Source organism: Thalassospira lucentensis (genome assembly GCF_011806425.1).
Classification (GTDB): Bacteria; Pseudomonadota; Alphaproteobacteria; order Rhodospirillales; family Thalassospiraceae; genus Thalassospira; species Thalassospira lucentensis_B.
In genome coordinates this window covers 1-17,108 of sequence record NZ_JAATOV010000004.1, presented here as the reverse complement: position 1 = coordinate 17,108, position 17,108 = coordinate 1, and the positions used below count along the sequence as shown (strand labels likewise).

Here is a 17,108-nt window from a genome sequence, read left to right as displayed (position 1 = left end):
TATGATTTGTTACAAAAGCGCCAATAGGACGGAGAAGGCAGATGCGGATCGGTATTTTGACCAGCGGTGGGGATTGCGCGGGATTGAACGCGGTTATTCTGGCGGTGGTGCGGCGCGCTGTCCTTGGCTATGGCTGGGACGTGGTCGGCATTCGCCAAGGCACCCATGGTTTGATGCAAGACCCGCCACAGGCGATTGACCTGAATGATCAGGTTAATAACGACGCGATGTTGCGCATGGGCGGCACAATCCTTGGCACGATCAACAAGGGTGATCCGTTTAACTATCCCATGCCCGATGGCAGCTTTGCCGACCGGTCCGATGATGTCATTCGCGGGTATCACACGCTGGGTCTTGATGCGCTGATCGGGGTTGGCGGGGATGGCAGCATGTCCATCTTGCACCGCCTTGCCAAAAAGGGCGGCATCAATCTGGTGGGGATTCCCAAAACGATTGATAACGACTTGGCCCTGACGGAATATTCGGTCGGCTTTACCACGGCGGTTAATGTTGCGGTGGAAGCACTTGATCGGTTGCAGCCAACGGCCGCATCCCATGATCGGATCATGATCCTTGAGGTGATGGGCCGTGATGCCGGGCATATTGCCCTGTTTGCCGGGGTGGCCGGTGGGGCGGATGCGATTTTGATCCCGGAAATGGATTATGATCTTGAGGCCCTGACCGAGCATTGCCTGAATATCCGCAAGCGCGGGCGCAATCATGCGCTGGTGATTGTTGCCGAGGCGGTTAAACGCGATGACGGCGCGGCAGTGACACAGGGTAATGACGGCCAAAAGGCCCGATATGGCGGCATTGGTCATTGGTTGGCCGATGAATTGGGGGCGCGCACCGGCTGGGAAACCCGGGTGACGGTTTTGGGCCATGTTCAACGCGGTGGTATTCCATCACCACGCGACCGGGTGATTGCATCGGCCTTTGGCGTGCATGCGGTCGATTTGATTGCCGATCAGAAATTTGACCGGGTTGTTGCATGGTCACGCCGCAAAGTCGTCGATGTTGCCATGCAAGATGTTATTGTCGGCCCGCGTTTGGTCGAGACCGCCGGAACGATGGTTTCGACCGCCAAGGGGCTTGGCGCGTATCTTGGTGAACCGCCAAAGATCGCGCGCACGGCAAAGACGGTTTAAGATAAAGACGGTTTAAGATCTGGCGCGCAATAAGCCCGTCAGAGAACAAAAAACACATAGGTTGGGTTGGCGATGGACCACGAAGATGTTTGGCAGTTCACGGTCAAGATGTATGGCCGTGACGGCGTTGCGCCGTTATTTCTAACGCTTCAGGAGCGCTGCGGGCTGGATGTGAACATGATGTTGTTCATGTTCTATCTGGGCACGCAGGGCAAAGCCCCCAGCAGTATTTCGGCGCTTGAAACCGCGGTGAAAGACTGGCGGGATAATGTGATTATTCCGTTGCGCCAAACCCGACGGTATTTGAAAAATGCCCAAGGCGATGCGGCGCAAGCATTGCGCCAGAAAGTCAAATCAGACGAGCTTCAGGCCGAACGGATCGAGCAACATATTCTGTGTGACACCGTTCAAACCGTTGCCGCCAGCGATGGTTTGGCGGCAGCACGGGCGTATTTATCGCCGACACGGTTTGATTTAAGCCAGGCGGAATGTGACGCGGCGTTTGCATCGCTTTGTGGCTTGATGGGGTTGAGCGAGACGGCATAAAGCCAAGTGATCCGAAACCGCAAAGCCGAGAGGTTTTCGGCCAAGCGCACGTGCGATGACGGGCGCTTGGCGGATCAGTCTTATGAGCCCTATCAGCCTTTTTAGCCTATTAAGCTATCACCCTAGTCTGGTTGCCGATTGCGCGGCTTGCCGGTTACCGGGATGTGGTTTAGGGCATCTTCGTCGCCCCAGCGGGCGGTTTCGGGCAGATCAATGTCAAAGAGATCCAAAATCCGACCGCAGCTTTGCGTGACCATTTCATCAAGCGATGTCGGACGGGCATAGAAGGCCGGGACCGGCGGGGCAATGATTGCGCCGTTTTCCGTGGCTTGCGCCATGTTGCGAATATGCCCGGCATGCAGCGGGGTTTCACGCGCCATCAGGACCAGACGACGGCGTTCTTTGAGCATCACATCGGCGGCGCGTGCGATCAAATTATCGGCGACTCCGCTGGCAACCTCGGCCAGGGACTTCATCGAGCAGGGGGCAATCACCATGCCGCGTGCCCGGAAGGAACCAGACGCAATCGGTGCACCGATGTCGGCGATGTCGTGCAGGACGTCGGCCATCTCTTTGATTTCGCGAATTTTAAAATCGGTCTCATAGGCGATGGTACGCTCTGCCGCCTTAGAGAGGACCAAATGAGTCTCGATCGGCGTGTTTTTGAGCAATTGTAAAAAACGTATGCCGTAAATCACCCCGGATGCGCCGGTTATGCCAATGATAAGTCGATCTTTTTGGGTCATGCCGATCCTTGTTGGCCTGTGTTCTAGTTCACGATGGTGATCGAAAGACTGGAAATCATGTTACAAAATTACTACCATCTTCTTGTGGGCAATGTCAGATATAAGGAGTAGGCGATGAGCGTTCAAAGCCATATCGAAGCTCTAACTGCCAAACATGCTGCACTTGAGCAGGACCTCCATCACGAGCAGCGCCGACCGGCGCCCGATGATTCGATTGTCGCAGACATTAAACGTCGCAAGCTTGAAATCAAGGACGAGATAAACCGAATAACCCATTAGCCGTCGATGCAAGGTCATCGTCACGTGATGATCAGCGTGATTGACCTGTGCTGACGGTTTCGAGACGTCGTAAACTCTGATCCTTTATCTTTTGCCGCCTCCGACAGTCGCCCACGACGTGAGGCGGCATTCTTGTGGGCACCCTTCAAGCCACGTGCTTTGATCCTTTCACGATATACGTCAAGACCGCCTTGCATGGATCATCCCCTGTAAGGGTATGAATTTGGAGTGATTACAGTCCGCAGGTTTCTGCGGGTTTTGGGGTCTCGACCAATGTCTAAGGGGCAAGTGGAAAATAAATCGGTATTATAATGCCGATTTATTGGTTTAGGCCAATCCGCATTGTCGCTGACCCGGCTGATTTTGCTGGCGCGCGATTGACCCGATCGGTCAGCAGACAATACACGGCGCCACACGACGCAGACCATTTGGGCGTAAGACCCAACTTTGCGGGAGGATGTTTTGTCTATGACCGGTCGCTATCAGGAAATCTATGATCGTTCGATTGCCAACCCAGAAGAATTCTGGGGGGAGGCTGCGCAGAAGCTGTCTTGGGACAAGAAGTGGGACCGCGTTCTTGATGACAGTAATCCGCCGTTTTACCGCTGGTTTGCCGGTGGCATGGTCAATACATGCTTTAACGCGCTGGATCGTCATATCGACGATGGTCGGGGCGACCAAGCGGCCCTGATCTATGACAGCCCGGTCACATCCACCGTTGAGACATTCACCTATCGCCAGTTGCGCGACGAAGTTGCCCGCCTTGCCGGGGCGATTAAGGCGCGCGGCGTGACCAAAGGTGATCGGGTGATCATTTATATGCCGATGATCCCGCAGGCCGCGATGGCGATGTTGGCCTGTGCGCGGATCGGGGCGATCCATTCGGTGGTGTTTGGTGGCTTTGCCGCCAATGAATTGGCAACGCGGTTTAATGATTCGAAACCAAAACTGGTCTTGGCGGCGAGTTGCGGGATCGAAGGCAGTCGGGTGATTGAATATAAACCGCTTTTGGATCGTGCGATTGAAATGGCCGATCACAAACCCGAAAGCGTTTTGATGTTCCAGCGTGCGCAATGCACAGCCGAACTTGTTGACGGGCGTGATTATGATTGGGCCGGGGAATGCGCCAAGGCAACACCGGCTGATTGCGTTTCGGTGGCGGCGACCGATCCGCTTTATATTCTGTATACGTCGGGCACCACGGGCCAGCCAAAGGGCGTTGTCCGTGACAATGGCGGGCATATGGTCGCGTTGCATTGGTCGATGAAGAATATTTACGGCGTGGATGCGGGCGATGTGTATTGGGCGGCGTCCGACGTCGGGTGGGTTGTTGGCCATTCCTATATCGTTTATGGGCCGCTTTTGGCGGGCTGCACCACCGTGATGTATGAAGGAAAACCGGTCGGAACGCCCGATGCGGGCGCGTTTTGGCGGGTGATTTCACAACATCGGGTCAAGGTCCTGTTTACCGCCCCGACGGCATTTCGCGCGATTAAGCGGGATGATCCCAATGCATCCTTGATGGCCGATTATGATCTGAGCTGTTTTGAGGCGCTTTACCTTGCGGGGGAACGGTCCGATCCCGATACCCTGCAATGGGCGGAGAAAAGCCTTGGCGTGCCGGTGATTGATCACTGGTGGCAAACCGAAACCGGTTGGTCGATTTGCGCCAATCCGCGCGGGATCGAAATGATGCCGATTAAATATGGTTCCCCAACTGTCGCGGTCTGTGGCTGGGACGTGCAGGTGGTGGACGAAGGTGGCAAGCCGCTTGAACGCGGCAAGATTGGCGCATTGGTGACCAAGCTGCCCCTGCCACCGGGAACCTTGCCGACCCTTTGGCAGAATGACGACCGGTTTAAGTCGGCCTATTTGGAAGAATTCCCAGGATACTATGCCACGGGGGATGCGGGCTTTATTGATGATGATGGCTATATCTATGTGATGTCGCGGACCGATGACATCATCAATGTCGCCGGGCATCGTTTGTCGACTGGTGCGATGGAAGAAGCCCTATCGGGGCATCAAGACGTTGCCGAATGTGCGGTGATTGGGGTGCATGATGACCTTAAGGGGCAATTGCCGCTTGGCTTTGTCGTGTTGAAATCCGGGGTCACACGGCCCAATGAAACCATCATTGCCGAACTTGTTGCCATGGTCCGCGATAAAATCGGCCCGGTGGCAGCGTTTAAGCAGGCAACGATTGTTGATCGTTTGCCCAAAACCCGGTCGGGCAAAATCCTGCGCAAAACCATGCGATCGATTGCCGATGGCGAAAGCTATAACACGCCCGCAACCATCGATGATCCAGCGATTTTGCCGGAAATTTCCGAGGCCCTTAAGGAAATTGGCTACGCGAAATAGCCGTACCCTTCATATTTTGGCGGCCCGATTTTAAAGGTCGCCGAATTGACACCCGTCATTTCCCCCGATGACGGGTGTTTTTTTATGGCCAGGGCATCGGCCGGGATTTTTGGGCTTTGCGTTATTGATGAAACTCTGCCTAATCCGCGTCGCTTGGCAGGATAAAGGTTGGGTAATCTGCATTTGCGTCAGGGGTGTAAAGATCAACACCGGCCTTATTGATCATTTGCGTAATATGAGCAGGCGGTGGGCAATCGGTGAAGAATGCTGTGACCTGTGTGATTGAGCCGCCGCGGACCACGGCGTTGCGGCCAAACTTGGTATGATCAGCAACCAGATAGTTTTGCCGTGCATTGTTGAGAATGGCGGAGCGCGCGCGGACTTCTTGTTCGTCGAAATCAAGCAGGCTGCCGTCACTTTCAATGCCGCCAACGCCAAAGATGCCGTAATCGACCTTGTAGCTGTTAAAGAATGCCTCGACGTCGGGGCCCAGTACATCGCGGTCGCGATTGCGCAAGCGCCCGCCGATCAAGGTGACATCAAAGCTGTCATTGGTGGCGGCAACATAGGCGACGTTTAGATTGTTGGTGAATACCCGCAAATTGCGATGCTGCAAAAGTGCGCTGGCCACCAGTTCGGGCGTGGTTCCGATGGAAAAGAACAGCGATGCATCATCAGGGATTTGGCGCGCGACCAAGGCGGCAATTTTACGTTTCTCATTCACATTGAGAACCTTGCGCGCGCGATAAGCGATGTTTTCATGTTCAAGGGCAGGTTCGACACCACCATGACGGCGGCGCAACAACCCTTCGTCACATAATGCGTTTACGTCGCGTCGGATGGTTTGGGGGGTGACGTCAAAGCGTTCTGCAAGTTGTTCGATGGTGCGAAAACCATCGGCGCGCACAAGTTCAACGATGCCAGCTTGGCGTTCGGTTGGGCGTTTTTGCATGGAAATGTATCTTTGGCGCTGTTCATCCGAAAATCTTTCGCATGGTAAGCCGCGCATATGTCCGTTTCATTACGGTTTAACGGCGTTCATATGAAAGATTGTGCGTCGGATTTCGAAGACATCGAAGACTTCGCCGAGCGTGAACAGGGCCCAAAGAAAAAAGGCTGCCGGGTGAAGGCAGCCTTTTAAAGATATTAAGAGCGGAAGAGGTTTTCTGCGGCTTCCATGTAATCGGAAGTTTTCGGCTCTTCTTTTTTGTCGCTTTTTTTGCTGCCCGGATATTCTGGTTCCGGATTGATCTGCAATTCTTCTGGCAGCGGATCCGGCTCGACATTCGTGACGATTTTTTCCGGGTTTTTAGAGCGCGCGATCACGACCTGTTTTTCAAGGTCAAGTTCGGTGCACAGGCCCATGGTCACTGGGTTGCGCGGCGCAAGGTTGGCCGAGTTCCAGTGGCTTTTGTCACGGATTTTGCCGATGGTGTCCTTGGTGGTGCCGATCAGTTTGCAAACCTGGGCATCGGACAGTTCCGGGTGATGTTTGAGCAGCCAAGCAATCGCGTTCGGGCGATCCTGGCGCTTGGAAACCGGGGTATAGCGCGCGCCCTTTGACTGGGTACGCGGGCGCGGCAGATCGCTTTTGGCCATTTTCAAAAGAGCCCGCGGGTCTGCTTCGCAGCGCGCGATTTCTTCTTGGGTCAACTGGCTGTTGGCGATCGGGTCACGGCCAACAATGCCCTGACTTACATCACCGTCGGCAATTGCCTGAATTTCAAGCTCATGCAGTTCGGTAAAGGCTGCAATCTGCCGGAATGACAAACCAGTGTTGTCGATAAGCCATACAGCGGTTGCTTTGGGCATGAGGGGCTGTGCCATGATTCCTCCTATTTCCTTCTATCTCTCTGGAGACCGGCGATGGGGATGATCCCAAATACGCAGGAATGTCTGCCCCAGAATATAATCTCTTTTGGTGGTCCGGCAATGCTGCGAAGGCAACCACGAGTGTTGCCGCGCATCACCAGATCCGCCACAGCGTTCTTTTCGATCAATGTGCGGTTAAATGCAACAATCTGTTGCGGGTTTGCCAAAAGAATATTTCTTTGGCGCGCCGCAATCAATCAATTGCCGCCCAAGATCGGTTAGCCGTCACCTGCCAACTTGATCCGTAATCGGTTGAAAGTGCCTCAACCTATACCTCAAGTATCACTTTTCCGACATGCGCGCCACCCTTCAAAATCGCATGGCCGTCTTCGGCGTCGGAAAGCGGAAGTGTTTTATAAATCACCGGCGCGATTTTACCTGCTTCGATCAAAGGCCAGACCGTTTTACGCAGGTTTTGGGCAATTGCGCCTTTGCTTGCGACGGGCTGGGCGCGCAATGTTGACCCCATCAGGGTCAGTCGCTTCATCAAAAGCGGGGTGAAATTGGTTTCTGCTTTGGGGCCGTTTAGGAACGCGATGACCAAGATGCGCGCTTCGAAGGCGGCGGCCTTGAAATTGCGGCTGACGTAATCGCCGCCAACCATATCCAAAATTACATTGGCGCCATTGCCGTCGGTTGCGGCTTTGACTTCTTCGACGAAGTCCTGGGTTTTATAATTGATTGCGATATCCGCACCCAGATCGCGGCAGGCCTGGCATTTTTCATCCGAGCCCGCGGTTGTCATGACCGTAACGCCCATGGCCTTGGCCATTTGAATGGCGGTGGTGCCAATACCCGATGTGCCGCCATGCACCAGCAGGGTTTCGCCCGCTTTTAAACCGGCCTTATCAAACAGGTTATGCCAAACGGTGAAAAAGGTTTCGGGAAGGGCGGCGGCCTGAACCATATTAAGCCCTTTGGGGATTGGCAGGCATTGCGCGGCGGGAACGGTGGCGTATTGCGCGTACGCCCCACCGGTTACCAGGCCACATACTTCGTCGCCCACACGCCATTCGGTGACATCTGCACCAACAGCGACAATCTCCCCAGCCAGTTCAAGCCCGACAATCGGCGAGGCACCCGGGGGCGGGGGATACATGCCAGCAACCTGCATCAAGTCGGGGCGGTTGACCCCGCATGCGCGCACACGGACCAAAACATCTTCGGCGCCAAAGGCGGGCACGTCTTCCTCGGTCATTGCCAGATAGGGATCTTTGCGGTCGTTTTTGATTTCGATGGCCTGCATGCGCTTTGGTATTTCAGCGTGGGACCCATCAGTTTGGGAAAAATTGGACCGGGACATATCGACCTCCGTGGCGAATGGAAACATCTGTAACTATGTAATACCGAGAAACGGTAATTGTTCAAACCAACAAACCTTTACGCCCTCAAAGAGGCAAAGGTGTGGTGTTGGCCAAAATGCACTGGAGGTTCATTGTGAACGAGGATGATCTGCTTGCCGCGAAAGCACAGGAATTTGGGTTGCCACGCAGCCTGGAAGGCATGTCCGTTGACAGTTTGAAGGCATATCGCACGGCGTTGGAACAAGAAATTGCCAGTGTCGAGCATGCGCTGTCGCATCGCGAAGGGGCCTTGGCCGGGGCACAGGCGTTATTTAAATCGTAACCGCGATCAGTGGAACACGGTTTAGGTGTGCCAAGAGTGCAACTGATGCGTGGCGGTTTTCTGCGGATTTGACGCTGCAACCGTTGGAAGGGTATACGCAGGGTATAATTTATTATTCATATGTATAGTTTTTTATACCCTGAGTTAATTGAAATTTAAATCTAACGTCTTATATATGGGTTAAGGGTCATCTGTTGACCCCCGTCGAACGTGATGTTTCGATGCCTCCCTGTTAAACTAGACCGCCCTTTTTAGGGCGGTTTTTTTTGTTTCAGCTTATTCTTGAAGGACTTAGCGGTTTGCTGGGTTTGGCTGCCATAAAAGGGGCAAAATGGGGTACGGGTTACTACGTATTGTCACAATTGTGCCATTAATAGCCTTGACCACTAATGAACCGCTGGCTACAGTTCGTCCCACAAACAAGAACAATACTAAAAAAGTCCGGCAAGTTTAGCAGGTTGAGGTGAGGCCGCCCTAAAAAGGGCGGTCTTTCTATTTGGGGTGACATTTCATCCTTGAAGCCTGCGGATGCATTTCCAATATGCTTAATATGGACAATGAGCATCCAGCGGCGTCCAATTCGGCGTCCTACAAAAGCAATTTCGCAGTCGTTCATTTTTCGCGGACCTATGACGAAGCTTTTACCCTGCTTGTAGAGGCGAGAAATTATCTCTCGCATCATCGAAGCAAGCGCGAAAAACCCGGACGAGACATGGAAGCGATGACCAAATGCGTCGAAGAAATGCGTATGACAACGCGTTTAATCCACGCAATGGGTTGGCTTATGACAGTGCGCGCGGTTGAGGCCGGGGAAATTGATTGGGAAGACGCCGTGGATACGGACAATCTCATGACGGATCTTCGGGTCTGTATTGATGATCAGCGCGCCGATTGTACCCTTCTGTCACCAGAACTGCTTGATTTGATGGAGCGTGCCCACGGGCTTTATATGCGTGCCGCACGCATGGAGCTTCAGGTGGCGGCGCGCTGTAACGCTTAACGCTTCTCCTTCGGACATTCACCAGTCTATCACCCACTATCCCGTGAGCCGCACGCGATACGTTTTATCGTGGGTGGCGGGCACAATGATCCATGCCAAAGCACGGCTAAGCGGCCGCGTCTTGCGTGTGTTCTGCGATGTTATAGGCGGAGTGGGGTGGGCGGGGGTTAAGCGCGCGCGGTCACGGCAAAAACTTCGACCGGCTCGGCAAAGCCCTTCATGGTCCGGGGCCCGCGGGAGGTGAAGCTGGCCCGGCTGCCGGCATAGGTGTTCTTGGTGTTCTCAGACACAAGAATTTCATCGCCGCCCGCCTGAGAGCAAACGCGCGCTGCCAACTGCACCACCGTGCCAAACAGATCGTTTTCTTCGGCAATTGCTTCGCCGCTATTGATGCCGATCCGGATTTGGAACTTCAGATCATTATTGGCGTTGTGGCCTGCCATGTTTTTCTGAATCTCGATGCTGGCTTCAACCGCACTGGCTGAGGATGGGAAAACAGCCATGATGCCGTCCCCCATATGTTTGACTTCCTTGCCATAGTTATTGATCAGCGCGGTGCGCACGATCTGATTGTGAACGTGCAGCATTTGTTGTGCGCCGTGATCGCCCAGTTCCTGCGTTCTTTGGGTGGAATTCACAATATCGGTGAACATCAGGGCATGGAGTTTGGGGCCGTTCGGCGTTTGCGGTTTGGAGCTGGTTTTATCGCCCCATGATTTCAACGCGTTTGAAACGGATTCTGTGATGCTGTTTTCATCTTCAAAATATGAATCCATCGATTGGCGCCCGGCACCATACATATCCTTGTATTTCGGCTCGAGGATGTAGCTATCGACATTCTTACAAAACGTATCGGCCATGCTTTTGTCCGCGCCAAGGGCGGTGATGCAATCGCGCAGCACCGTGCGGCCGTCTTTTTGCTCCAGCTCGTTTTTCTCGCTACAGGCATCGCAGGCGCCTGCGACATAAAGATTGAGCCCGAACTTGTTATAGGCATCCAGATTTTGGACATTGCGTTTGATCGCATTGACCGAGCCGGTGATAAAATCCTTCATCTTCGCACGTGTGGTGCGCATGCGCGGCGTATCAATAGGCTGCGTATCGGGAATGTCGGCAGTTATTGCGGAGGCTTCGTCGTCGCTATCGGTTTGCTCAGAAAGCACGTTATCAGGCTCAACGTCATTCGCACCCATGTTCCCGACGTCAAACGCCGCAGGGGGCGTGGTATCCGTGCTGCTTTCAGCAGTAACCTCGGCGGCCGGTGTTGTTGAATGAGAAGCCGGTGCCGCGTTAGCACTGTTCGCACTTTCAAACGTTTCGGAGTCTTTGGGCCCCGCAGCGATTTGGGCGGAGGTCCGTGAAACGGGTTCTGGCTTGGCCGATGGATTGCGCGGGGCGGCTTTGTATTTCTTGGTCACCACCATCAGCATGGGCACGGCACTTGCCAAGAAACCGATGATAAAGAACATAAAGTTGGCTTTATCGACAATGTCCCGGCTGATGTGGACACCTGACTTGCCCAGATATTCAAGTCCCTTGGCGCCAAGAAGCATGGCCGCTAGGCCAAGGGCAACCGCAGCACAGAACGTGATCGCAATTTTCAGGGACAGACCGATGATGCCAAACTCGTCCGGTTCCGAACGTGCGTTCTTGACCGTGGTGGTGCGGAAATGAGCCGGGGCTTGGGGCTTTGGCGCGCAATTGGCCGCAGGTTTAACAAACGGTGCGGGTTTTGCTGGCGCTTTGCCACGCGGTGCCTGGGCTTGTGCGCCCGGTGCGGTTTTACCGCCCTTGTCGCGGGTTTCGTAGATAACGTATTCGTCGGAACTGTTGGTCGCGTGACTGTAAATTTCACGAATGACTTTGACGGCGCTGACATGGGCCGAACGCTCAATCTGCTTTGCTTCTTCTTCAGCCTGCGATTTTTGTGCACCAGTAAAGTGAGCGTGAATCTCCCAACGCCCCGAACGGTCTTTGACATAGACCTCATAACTTACCTGGTTACGCGCAACCGTTTGGTTCATCTAATAGTCCGGTAACTCTTGCAAAGCGACAGAGACAGCGAAACGCCCGCGATCTAAGCCCGTGAACTGCCGATTATGGCAAACAACATCCCAATTCACCATTACATATGATGTCGAGCTCGACGAATAGAAGAGGGTACTTGCGTCTGTTCGTTACAATTGAACAGATTTTGCAATATGACAAAGAAAAACGCCCGCGGCATCAAGAAGATGCGGCGGGCGCTGATCCGTCAGAACGCAAAGAAACGTTCTTTTCTTAATTACCGATATTGAAACCAGCGAAGCGCTTTTTGAATTTCGCAAGCTGCCCGCCGCTGTCCAGCAGACGGTGAACACCAGTCCAAGCCGGATGGCTTTTTGGATCGATGTCGAGCTTCAACACATCGCCCGGATTGCCCCAGGTCGATTGCGTGGTGAAGGTGCTGCCGTCAGTCATCTGAACGGTGATCTCATGGTAATCGGGATGGATATCTTTTTTCATCGCCTAATCACTCCGGAATTTGAAGCGCGGTGTATAGTGTAAAAAATCGGCTCGCGCAACCCCTGTAAACGGTAATTAGCCGAATAACGTAAATAGAAGGGAGTGCAGTAGCGATCTCGCGGTCGTTTAGCAGTACGCAGCCCGCGTTTCAAGCTTTTCTCGCATGGGGTCTTATGCATACTTGCACAGCACTCTTTATATAGTATGGTGCGCCAACGAATGATTATCGCCGAAACGGGGGCGTGTTCCCCCCGATGACAGACGGAGAACAGCACTGTGGCCCTTGAGGAAACCCGATTTCATCAGATTGCAGATGACACGATAGAAAATCTCTCCGACGTCATTGATGACGCGATCGGAGATAGCCTTGATGTCGATTTGCAAGCTGGCATCTTGACCATCGAACTCGATTCGGGTGAACAATTCATCATCAATAAGCACGGTCCGAACCGTCAGCTTTGGCTGTCATCCCCGGTAAGCGGGGCCAGCCATTATGATTTCGACGATGATAACGAGACCTGGACCTCGACCCGTGGGTCCACGACATTGCATGATCAATTGTCCGCCGATCTGGCCGTAAAGACCGGAAACAAGCTGGACCTGGGCTGATCTGTTGATTGGCTTTCATGTTTTATTTGACGACGGGATAGAGTGCCGTGGCGCGTAGACCATCTGCTTCTGCAAAATTAACCGACCGCGAAAAAAGCCGGGATATGTCCTCGTTAAAGGCCATCATCCCCTTTGTCACACCTTACCGATTGCAGCTTTTTGGCGCGTTGATTGCGCTGATTACCGCATCGGGGACGGTGTTGGCACTTGGTAATGGCCTGCGCATGCTTGTCGACCAAGGCTTTGCTGAAGGCGACTCGACCCTGCTTGATCGTGCATTGTTCGTTTTGTTTGGCGTCACACTTTTGATGGCCGGGGCAAGCTATGCACGGTTTTATCTGGTGTCGTGGATTGGCGAACGCGTTGTTGCCGATATCCGTGCGGCGGTCTATCGCCATGTCATCCGGCTTGATACCAGCTTCTTTGAAGTCACCCGAACGGGCGAAGTTCTTTCGCGTCTGACCACCGACACCACATTGTTGCAGTCGGTGATTGGCTCGAGCGTGTCGATTGCGCTTCGCAATATGCTGATGTTTGTTGGCGGGCTGACCATGCTTGCCATCACCAGTCCCAAGCTTACCGCCCTTGTTCTTCTTGTCGTGCCGTTGGTGGTAGTGCCGATTATCGGGTATGGCCGACGGGTTCGGCGTTTATCGCGCGAGTCCCAAGACCGCGTTGCCGATGTCAGCGCCTTTTCCGAAGAAACGCTCAATGCGCTGCGCACCGTGCAGGCCTATACTCACGAAGAAATCGAAAGTGCCCGTTTTGGCGGTTACGTCGAAGGGGCGTTTAAAACCGCTGTCGCGCGGATTTCAGCCCGTGCCCTTTTGACTGCGATTGTGATCGTGATGGTCTTTGGTGCGGTGGGGACCATCCTTTGGATTGGTGGGCATGACGTTCTTGATGGCGCGATTTCCGCCGGGGAGCTTTCGGCCTTTGTGTTTTATGCCGTCGTGGTTGCCGGATCGGTTGGCGCGATCAGCGAAGTGATCGGTGATTTGCAGCGCGCTGCGGGGGCGGCCGAACGCCTTGTCGCCCTGCTGGCGACGAAGCCCGCCATTGCCGCCCCGGAAAATCCGGTGGCCTTGCCGGTCCCGCATCAGGGATCTGTCAGCTTTGACAATGTGACCTTCCACTATCCGGCCCGCCCAGACCAATCCGCGCTTGAAGGATTCACGCTTAAGGTCAAACGCGGCGAGACCGTCGCGCTTGTTGGGCCGTCAGGTGCGGGTAAAACCACCGTGTTTCAGCTTTTGCTGCGGTTCTATGATCCCGACAGCGGAAACATCTGCGTTGATGGTGTGAATATCCGCGATGCCGATCCGATTGATGTGCGTGAACGGCTTGGCCTTGTCGCACAGGATCCGGTGATCTTTGCGGCAAATGCCTGGGATAACATTCGGTATGGTCGCCCGGATGCGTCGGATGCGGATGTGCGTGCGGCGGCGGATGCGGCCTATGCCAGTGAATTCCTGGATCGCTTGCCCGATGGCTTTGACAGCTTCCTGGGTGAAAAGGGCGTGCGCCTTTCAGGGGGACAACGTCAGCGCATTGCCATTGCGCGTGCGATCTTGCGCAATCCGGCTGTGTTGTTGCTTGATGAAGCGACCAGTGCGCTCGATGCCGAAAGCGAACAGGTGGTTCAAAAGGCGCTTGAAACCATCATGAAAGAACGCACCACACTTGTTATTGCACACCGTTTGGCGACTGTGCTGCATGCGGATCGGATTGCTGTGGTCGATGATGGTAAATTGGTTGCGATCGGCACCCATCAGGAATTGCTCGAAAGCTCCCCGTTATATGGGCGTTTGGCCAAGTTGCAATTTGAACGTGACGCCGCCTGATCCGTCTTTATCGACCGAGCCGTTAAGGCGCTCTAAAGCGAAAGCCCCTGCCATCTGGTCAGGGGCTTTGTTTTTGCGTGGCGCTCTGACAGGACGGTAATGGCGCAACAGCTAGCGGGGAATGGGTACTGCCTCCGTGCGTCCGGCATGTGTCGTTCGTCCCGCAGGGCGGCAAGCGTTGCCTTTGTCGATAAGTAGGGCGGACATAGCGCAAGCACTAAAAAAGCCCGCCAAACTGGCGGGCTTTTTGATCATCGTGTTTCGGATGCTTATGCAGCTTAATCCGCGCTGGCGATCTTGCGGTTTTTAAGCGACAGCTCAGCATATTGTTTGCGGCGCATGTTCGCGCTGGCAATGAAACGTTCAAGTTCTTTGTCTTTGAGCTTCTTGCCGCTGGGCATTCTGACTTTGATCGGATTGACCTGAACATTATCTTTGAGGATTTCGTAATGCAGGTGCGGTCCTGTCACACGGCCGGTCGCCCCGACATAGCCAATCACGTCGCCCTGTTTAACGCGCGATCCCTGGTGCAGGCCCTTGGCAAAACCACGCATGTGAGCATAAGCGGTCGAGTAGGAATCATTGTGGCGAATACGGATATAGTTACCATAACTGCTGAACGGACCGATGCGTGCGATGGTGCCGTTACCCGCAGCAAAGATCGGCGTGCCCGGCGGTGCGGCAAAATCCACACCTTTGTGCATTTTGGTATAGCCAAGAACCGGATGCCGGCGTGCGCCATAGCCCGAGGACAGGCGTGCACCATTGATCGGGGTCCGCATCAGCGCACGACGATAAGACTCACCCTTCTGATTATAGAAGTCAGTGTCGCCATTGCTGTCGGTATAGGAATAAAGCCGGACTTCATTGCCGCTCAGCGTCATGCTGGCATAAAGGATATCGCCGTAGCGCACCCGTTCGCCAGCATCATTGTTGAGCTGCTCATACATGACTTCAAAGCTGTCGCCGGGCTGAATGTCACGCTGGAAGTCGACTTCGTAAGAATAAAGCTCGATCATTTCCATCAGAACCGGAACCGGAACACCATTATTTTCCGCCGCAAGGAAAAGGCTCTGCTGAATGGTGCCAGATGCCGCATTCTCAGCAGGGGTCAATTCGACTTTGTCGGTGGCGGCGTCAAAACCGTCATCGGTCCGTGAAACCGAAACGATTGTCTCGGGATCCGGCTGGAAGCTTAACACGTCAAGAAGGTCATCGCTGTCTTGCGCGTCAGCGGAATAAACCAGTTCAAATTTCTGACCCGCGCGAAGTTTGCGCGGATTGTAAACATCGCGCAGTGCTTCAATCGCACTATAGGCTGTGTTGCGTTCAACCCCGGTGGAGGTGAGTGCTGCCATCAAGTTTGAGCCCTGCTCAAGCACAACCGTTTCACGGCGTGCAGGTTGAACAGGAATGCTTGCTGTCTCGGTGACGTTCTCTGGCAAGCTTTCGGCAGCGCTCGCCGATAAGGCTGTATCGTCAGCGGTGGAATAATGATCGGACAGCAGATAACCCGCTGTTCCCCCCAGAATTGCCAACACAGTGACAATAGATACCAAGTCTCTTCCGGCCATGGCCGTAGAACTCCCCTCGAACCAAAAATGCAGTATGCTCAACCCGTTGCTCTTTTTGGCAACACCGGCGCACCCCTTATACAAAAAAGTGATGCGGTTGTGAAATGCCAATTAACATGGGGCTGACATCGCCCGATCACATATCATGGCGCTATTTCCTTTACGAACCGTTGAGGAACACCGACGCCATTTCGATCTTGGGCGGCGCTGAGGTGCCACCCGACAATGGCAAGATAAAGGCGGGTGAACACCAAAAGCACGGTTCATAAAGCCTGTATCTGGCGCAATCTGCACGCCTGTCTTTTACGGGCCGCTGCGCGCTGTCGGCGGGGTGCGAAAACTTCACCTGTTAAAACAAATATTTGCGCAGCCGCCTTCCGGTCATAATGGGCATATTCCCCCACGGCGTTTTCTTGCCACATTGGGTAAAAAAAATCGCAATGCGATGCAAGATCAGTCGCTACATCGTCACGAAGGATGTGAATTACAACACTTTGCCGTGGATTTTTATGAAAAACACATCCCAAAAGATTCGCCAAAGCTTTCACCTTTTATAGGGTGCGTTATAGGGACCTTCGAAATGTTCCCTGATCTGACACATATATATGTATGTGTTTAAAGGCTGGCTCGACAGGGGGCATTCGGAGGCGGCGAAACCGCAAAATCCGCAGTTTTCCATGCATGGTGATTTCGTTTGGTTTTGACGTCTATGGGGCATGCTCAATCATAGGGTGAGGGCGTAAAACACGTCTCTTTATATGAGATCTGCGCGAATGAAAGTTTTTGCGTTTTTAATGCATTTTCTTTCCAAAAAGGGTTTGACAGTTCTGTGACAGCGCCCTATAACCCGCCTCCACCGACGCAGTGCGGCGCCAACGAGAATGGCGACGCGGGGCGGACGGGATGGGCTTCGGTCCTTAGAGTTCTTTGACATTGTTGATCAGTAGGAAGGGATGCGCGGGCAGCGTTATGGCGCAAAGTCTGTGCATCCTGGA

At 53.8% G+C, this 17,108-nt stretch carries 16 protein-coding genes; 9 read left to right on the top strand and 7 right to left on the bottom strand.

The genetic code is table 11. The annotated features are described in order from the left end of the window. The first annotated feature begins 41 nt into the window (after window positions 1-41). On the top strand, window positions 42-1,148 hold the full coding sequence (locus tag HCZ99_RS13595; RefSeq protein ID WP_167447569.1) for an ATP-dependent 6-phosphofructokinase: 1,107 nt from the start codon (window positions 42-44) through the stop codon (window positions 1,146-1,148). Between the two features lie 72 nt (window positions 1,149-1,220). Continuing rightward, a complete protein-coding gene (locus tag HCZ99_RS13590) occupies window positions 1,221-1,694 on the top strand; it encodes a TIGR02444 family protein (protein ID WP_167447568.1) in 474 nt (157 codons plus the stop codon). A gap of 122 nt (window positions 1,695-1,816) precedes the next feature. Here the strand turns inward: HCZ99_RS13590 and HCZ99_RS13585 are convergent, their stop codons facing one another. Then, a complete protein-coding gene (locus HCZ99_RS13585; RefSeq protein ID WP_167447567.1) occupies window positions 1,817-2,440 on the bottom strand; it encodes a UbiX family flavin prenyltransferase in 624 nt (207 codons plus the stop codon). A gap of 114 nt (window positions 2,441-2,554) precedes the next feature. Here HCZ99_RS13585 and HCZ99_RS13580 point away from each other — a divergent pair, with 114 nt between their 5' ends. Together HCZ99_RS13580 and HCZ99_RS13575 are read left to right on the top strand one after the other, a co-directional pair. Continuing rightward, entirely contained in the window at window positions 2,555-2,719 is a 165-nt protein-coding gene (locus tag HCZ99_RS13580; protein WP_167447566.1) for a YdcH family protein, read from the top strand. Window positions 2,720-3,187: 468 nt separating this feature from the next. After that, entirely contained in the window at window positions 3,188-5,083 is a 1,896-nt protein-coding gene (locus tag HCZ99_RS13575; RefSeq protein WP_167447565.1) for a propionyl-CoA synthetase, read from the top strand. Between the two features lie 139 nt (window positions 5,084-5,222). On the opposite strand, the gene HCZ99_RS13570 is transcribed toward HCZ99_RS13575, so the two are convergent. Continuing rightward, a complete protein-coding gene (locus tag HCZ99_RS13570) occupies window positions 5,223-6,035 on the bottom strand; it encodes a DeoR/GlpR family DNA-binding transcription regulator (protein ID WP_167447564.1) in 813 nt (270 codons plus the stop codon). Window positions 6,036-6,092: 57 nt separating this feature from the next. Here HCZ99_RS13570 and HCZ99_RS20830 point away from each other — a divergent pair, with 57 nt between their 5' ends. Then, window positions 6,093-6,224, top strand: coding sequence for a hypothetical protein (locus HCZ99_RS20830; protein WP_303047846.1), 132 nt, complete (start codon window positions 6,093-6,095; stop codon window positions 6,222-6,224). 5 nt (window positions 6,225-6,229) lie between these two features. On the opposite strand, the gene HCZ99_RS13565 is transcribed toward HCZ99_RS20830, so the two are convergent. Together HCZ99_RS13565 and HCZ99_RS13560 are read right to left on the bottom strand one after the other, a co-directional pair. After that, the gene (locus tag HCZ99_RS13565) at window positions 6,230-6,910 is read right to left on the bottom strand and encodes a DUF1013 domain-containing protein (RefSeq protein ID WP_167447563.1); all 681 of its coding nucleotides are present in this window, start codon (window positions 6,908-6,910) and stop codon (window positions 6,230-6,232) included. Window positions 6,911-7,223: 313 nt separating this feature from the next. Beyond that, window positions 7,224-8,258, bottom strand: coding sequence for an NAD(P)H-quinone oxidoreductase (locus tag HCZ99_RS13560; RefSeq protein WP_254869616.1), 1,035 nt, complete (start codon window positions 8,256-8,258; stop codon window positions 7,224-7,226). Between the two features lie 134 nt (window positions 8,259-8,392). On the opposite strand from HCZ99_RS13560, the gene HCZ99_RS13555 reads away from it, so the two are divergent. Further along, window positions 8,393-8,581 (top strand): DUF1192 domain-containing protein, encoded by a 189-nt coding sequence (locus HCZ99_RS13555; RefSeq protein WP_368484264.1) that lies wholly within the window; start codon window positions 8,393-8,395, stop codon window positions 8,579-8,581. 541 nt (window positions 8,582-9,122) lie between these two features. After that, complete coding sequence (locus HCZ99_RS13550; RefSeq protein ID WP_254869615.1) at window positions 9,123-9,581, top strand: DUF1465 family protein; 459 nt, start codon at window positions 9,123-9,125, stop codon at window positions 9,579-9,581. A gap of 167 nt (window positions 9,582-9,748) precedes the next feature. On the opposite strand, the gene HCZ99_RS13545 is transcribed toward HCZ99_RS13550, so the two are convergent. Next, the gene (locus tag HCZ99_RS13545; protein ID WP_167447561.1) at window positions 9,749-11,605 is read right to left on the bottom strand and encodes an adenylate/guanylate cyclase domain-containing protein; all 1,857 of its coding nucleotides are present in this window, start codon (window positions 11,603-11,605) and stop codon (window positions 9,749-9,751) included. Window positions 11,606-11,861: 256 nt separating this feature from the next. Next, a complete protein-coding gene (rpmE, locus tag HCZ99_RS13540; RefSeq protein WP_008891651.1) occupies window positions 11,862-12,086 on the bottom strand; it encodes a 50S ribosomal protein L31 in 225 nt (74 codons plus the stop codon). Window positions 12,087-12,362: 276 nt separating this feature from the next. On the opposite strand from rpmE, the gene cyaY reads away from it, so the two are divergent. Continuing rightward, entirely contained in the window at window positions 12,363-12,695 is a 333-nt protein-coding gene (cyaY, locus tag HCZ99_RS13535) for an iron donor protein CyaY (RefSeq protein ID WP_167447560.1), read from the top strand. Between the two features lie 47 nt (window positions 12,696-12,742). Next, window positions 12,743-14,539 carry an ABC transporter transmembrane domain-containing protein gene (locus HCZ99_RS13530; RefSeq protein ID WP_368484263.1) on the top strand — a complete coding sequence of 599 codons (1,797 nt, stop codon included), beginning with the start codon at window positions 12,743-12,745 and terminating at the stop codon, window positions 14,537-14,539. Between the two features lie 278 nt (window positions 14,540-14,817). On the opposite strand, the gene HCZ99_RS13525 is transcribed toward HCZ99_RS13530, so the two are convergent. Further along, window positions 14,818-16,113 carry a M23 family metallopeptidase gene (locus HCZ99_RS13525; RefSeq protein WP_167447559.1) on the bottom strand — a complete coding sequence of 432 codons (1,296 nt, stop codon included), beginning with the start codon at window positions 16,111-16,113 and terminating at the stop codon, window positions 14,818-14,820. Window positions 16,114-17,108: the final 995 nt, after the last annotated feature.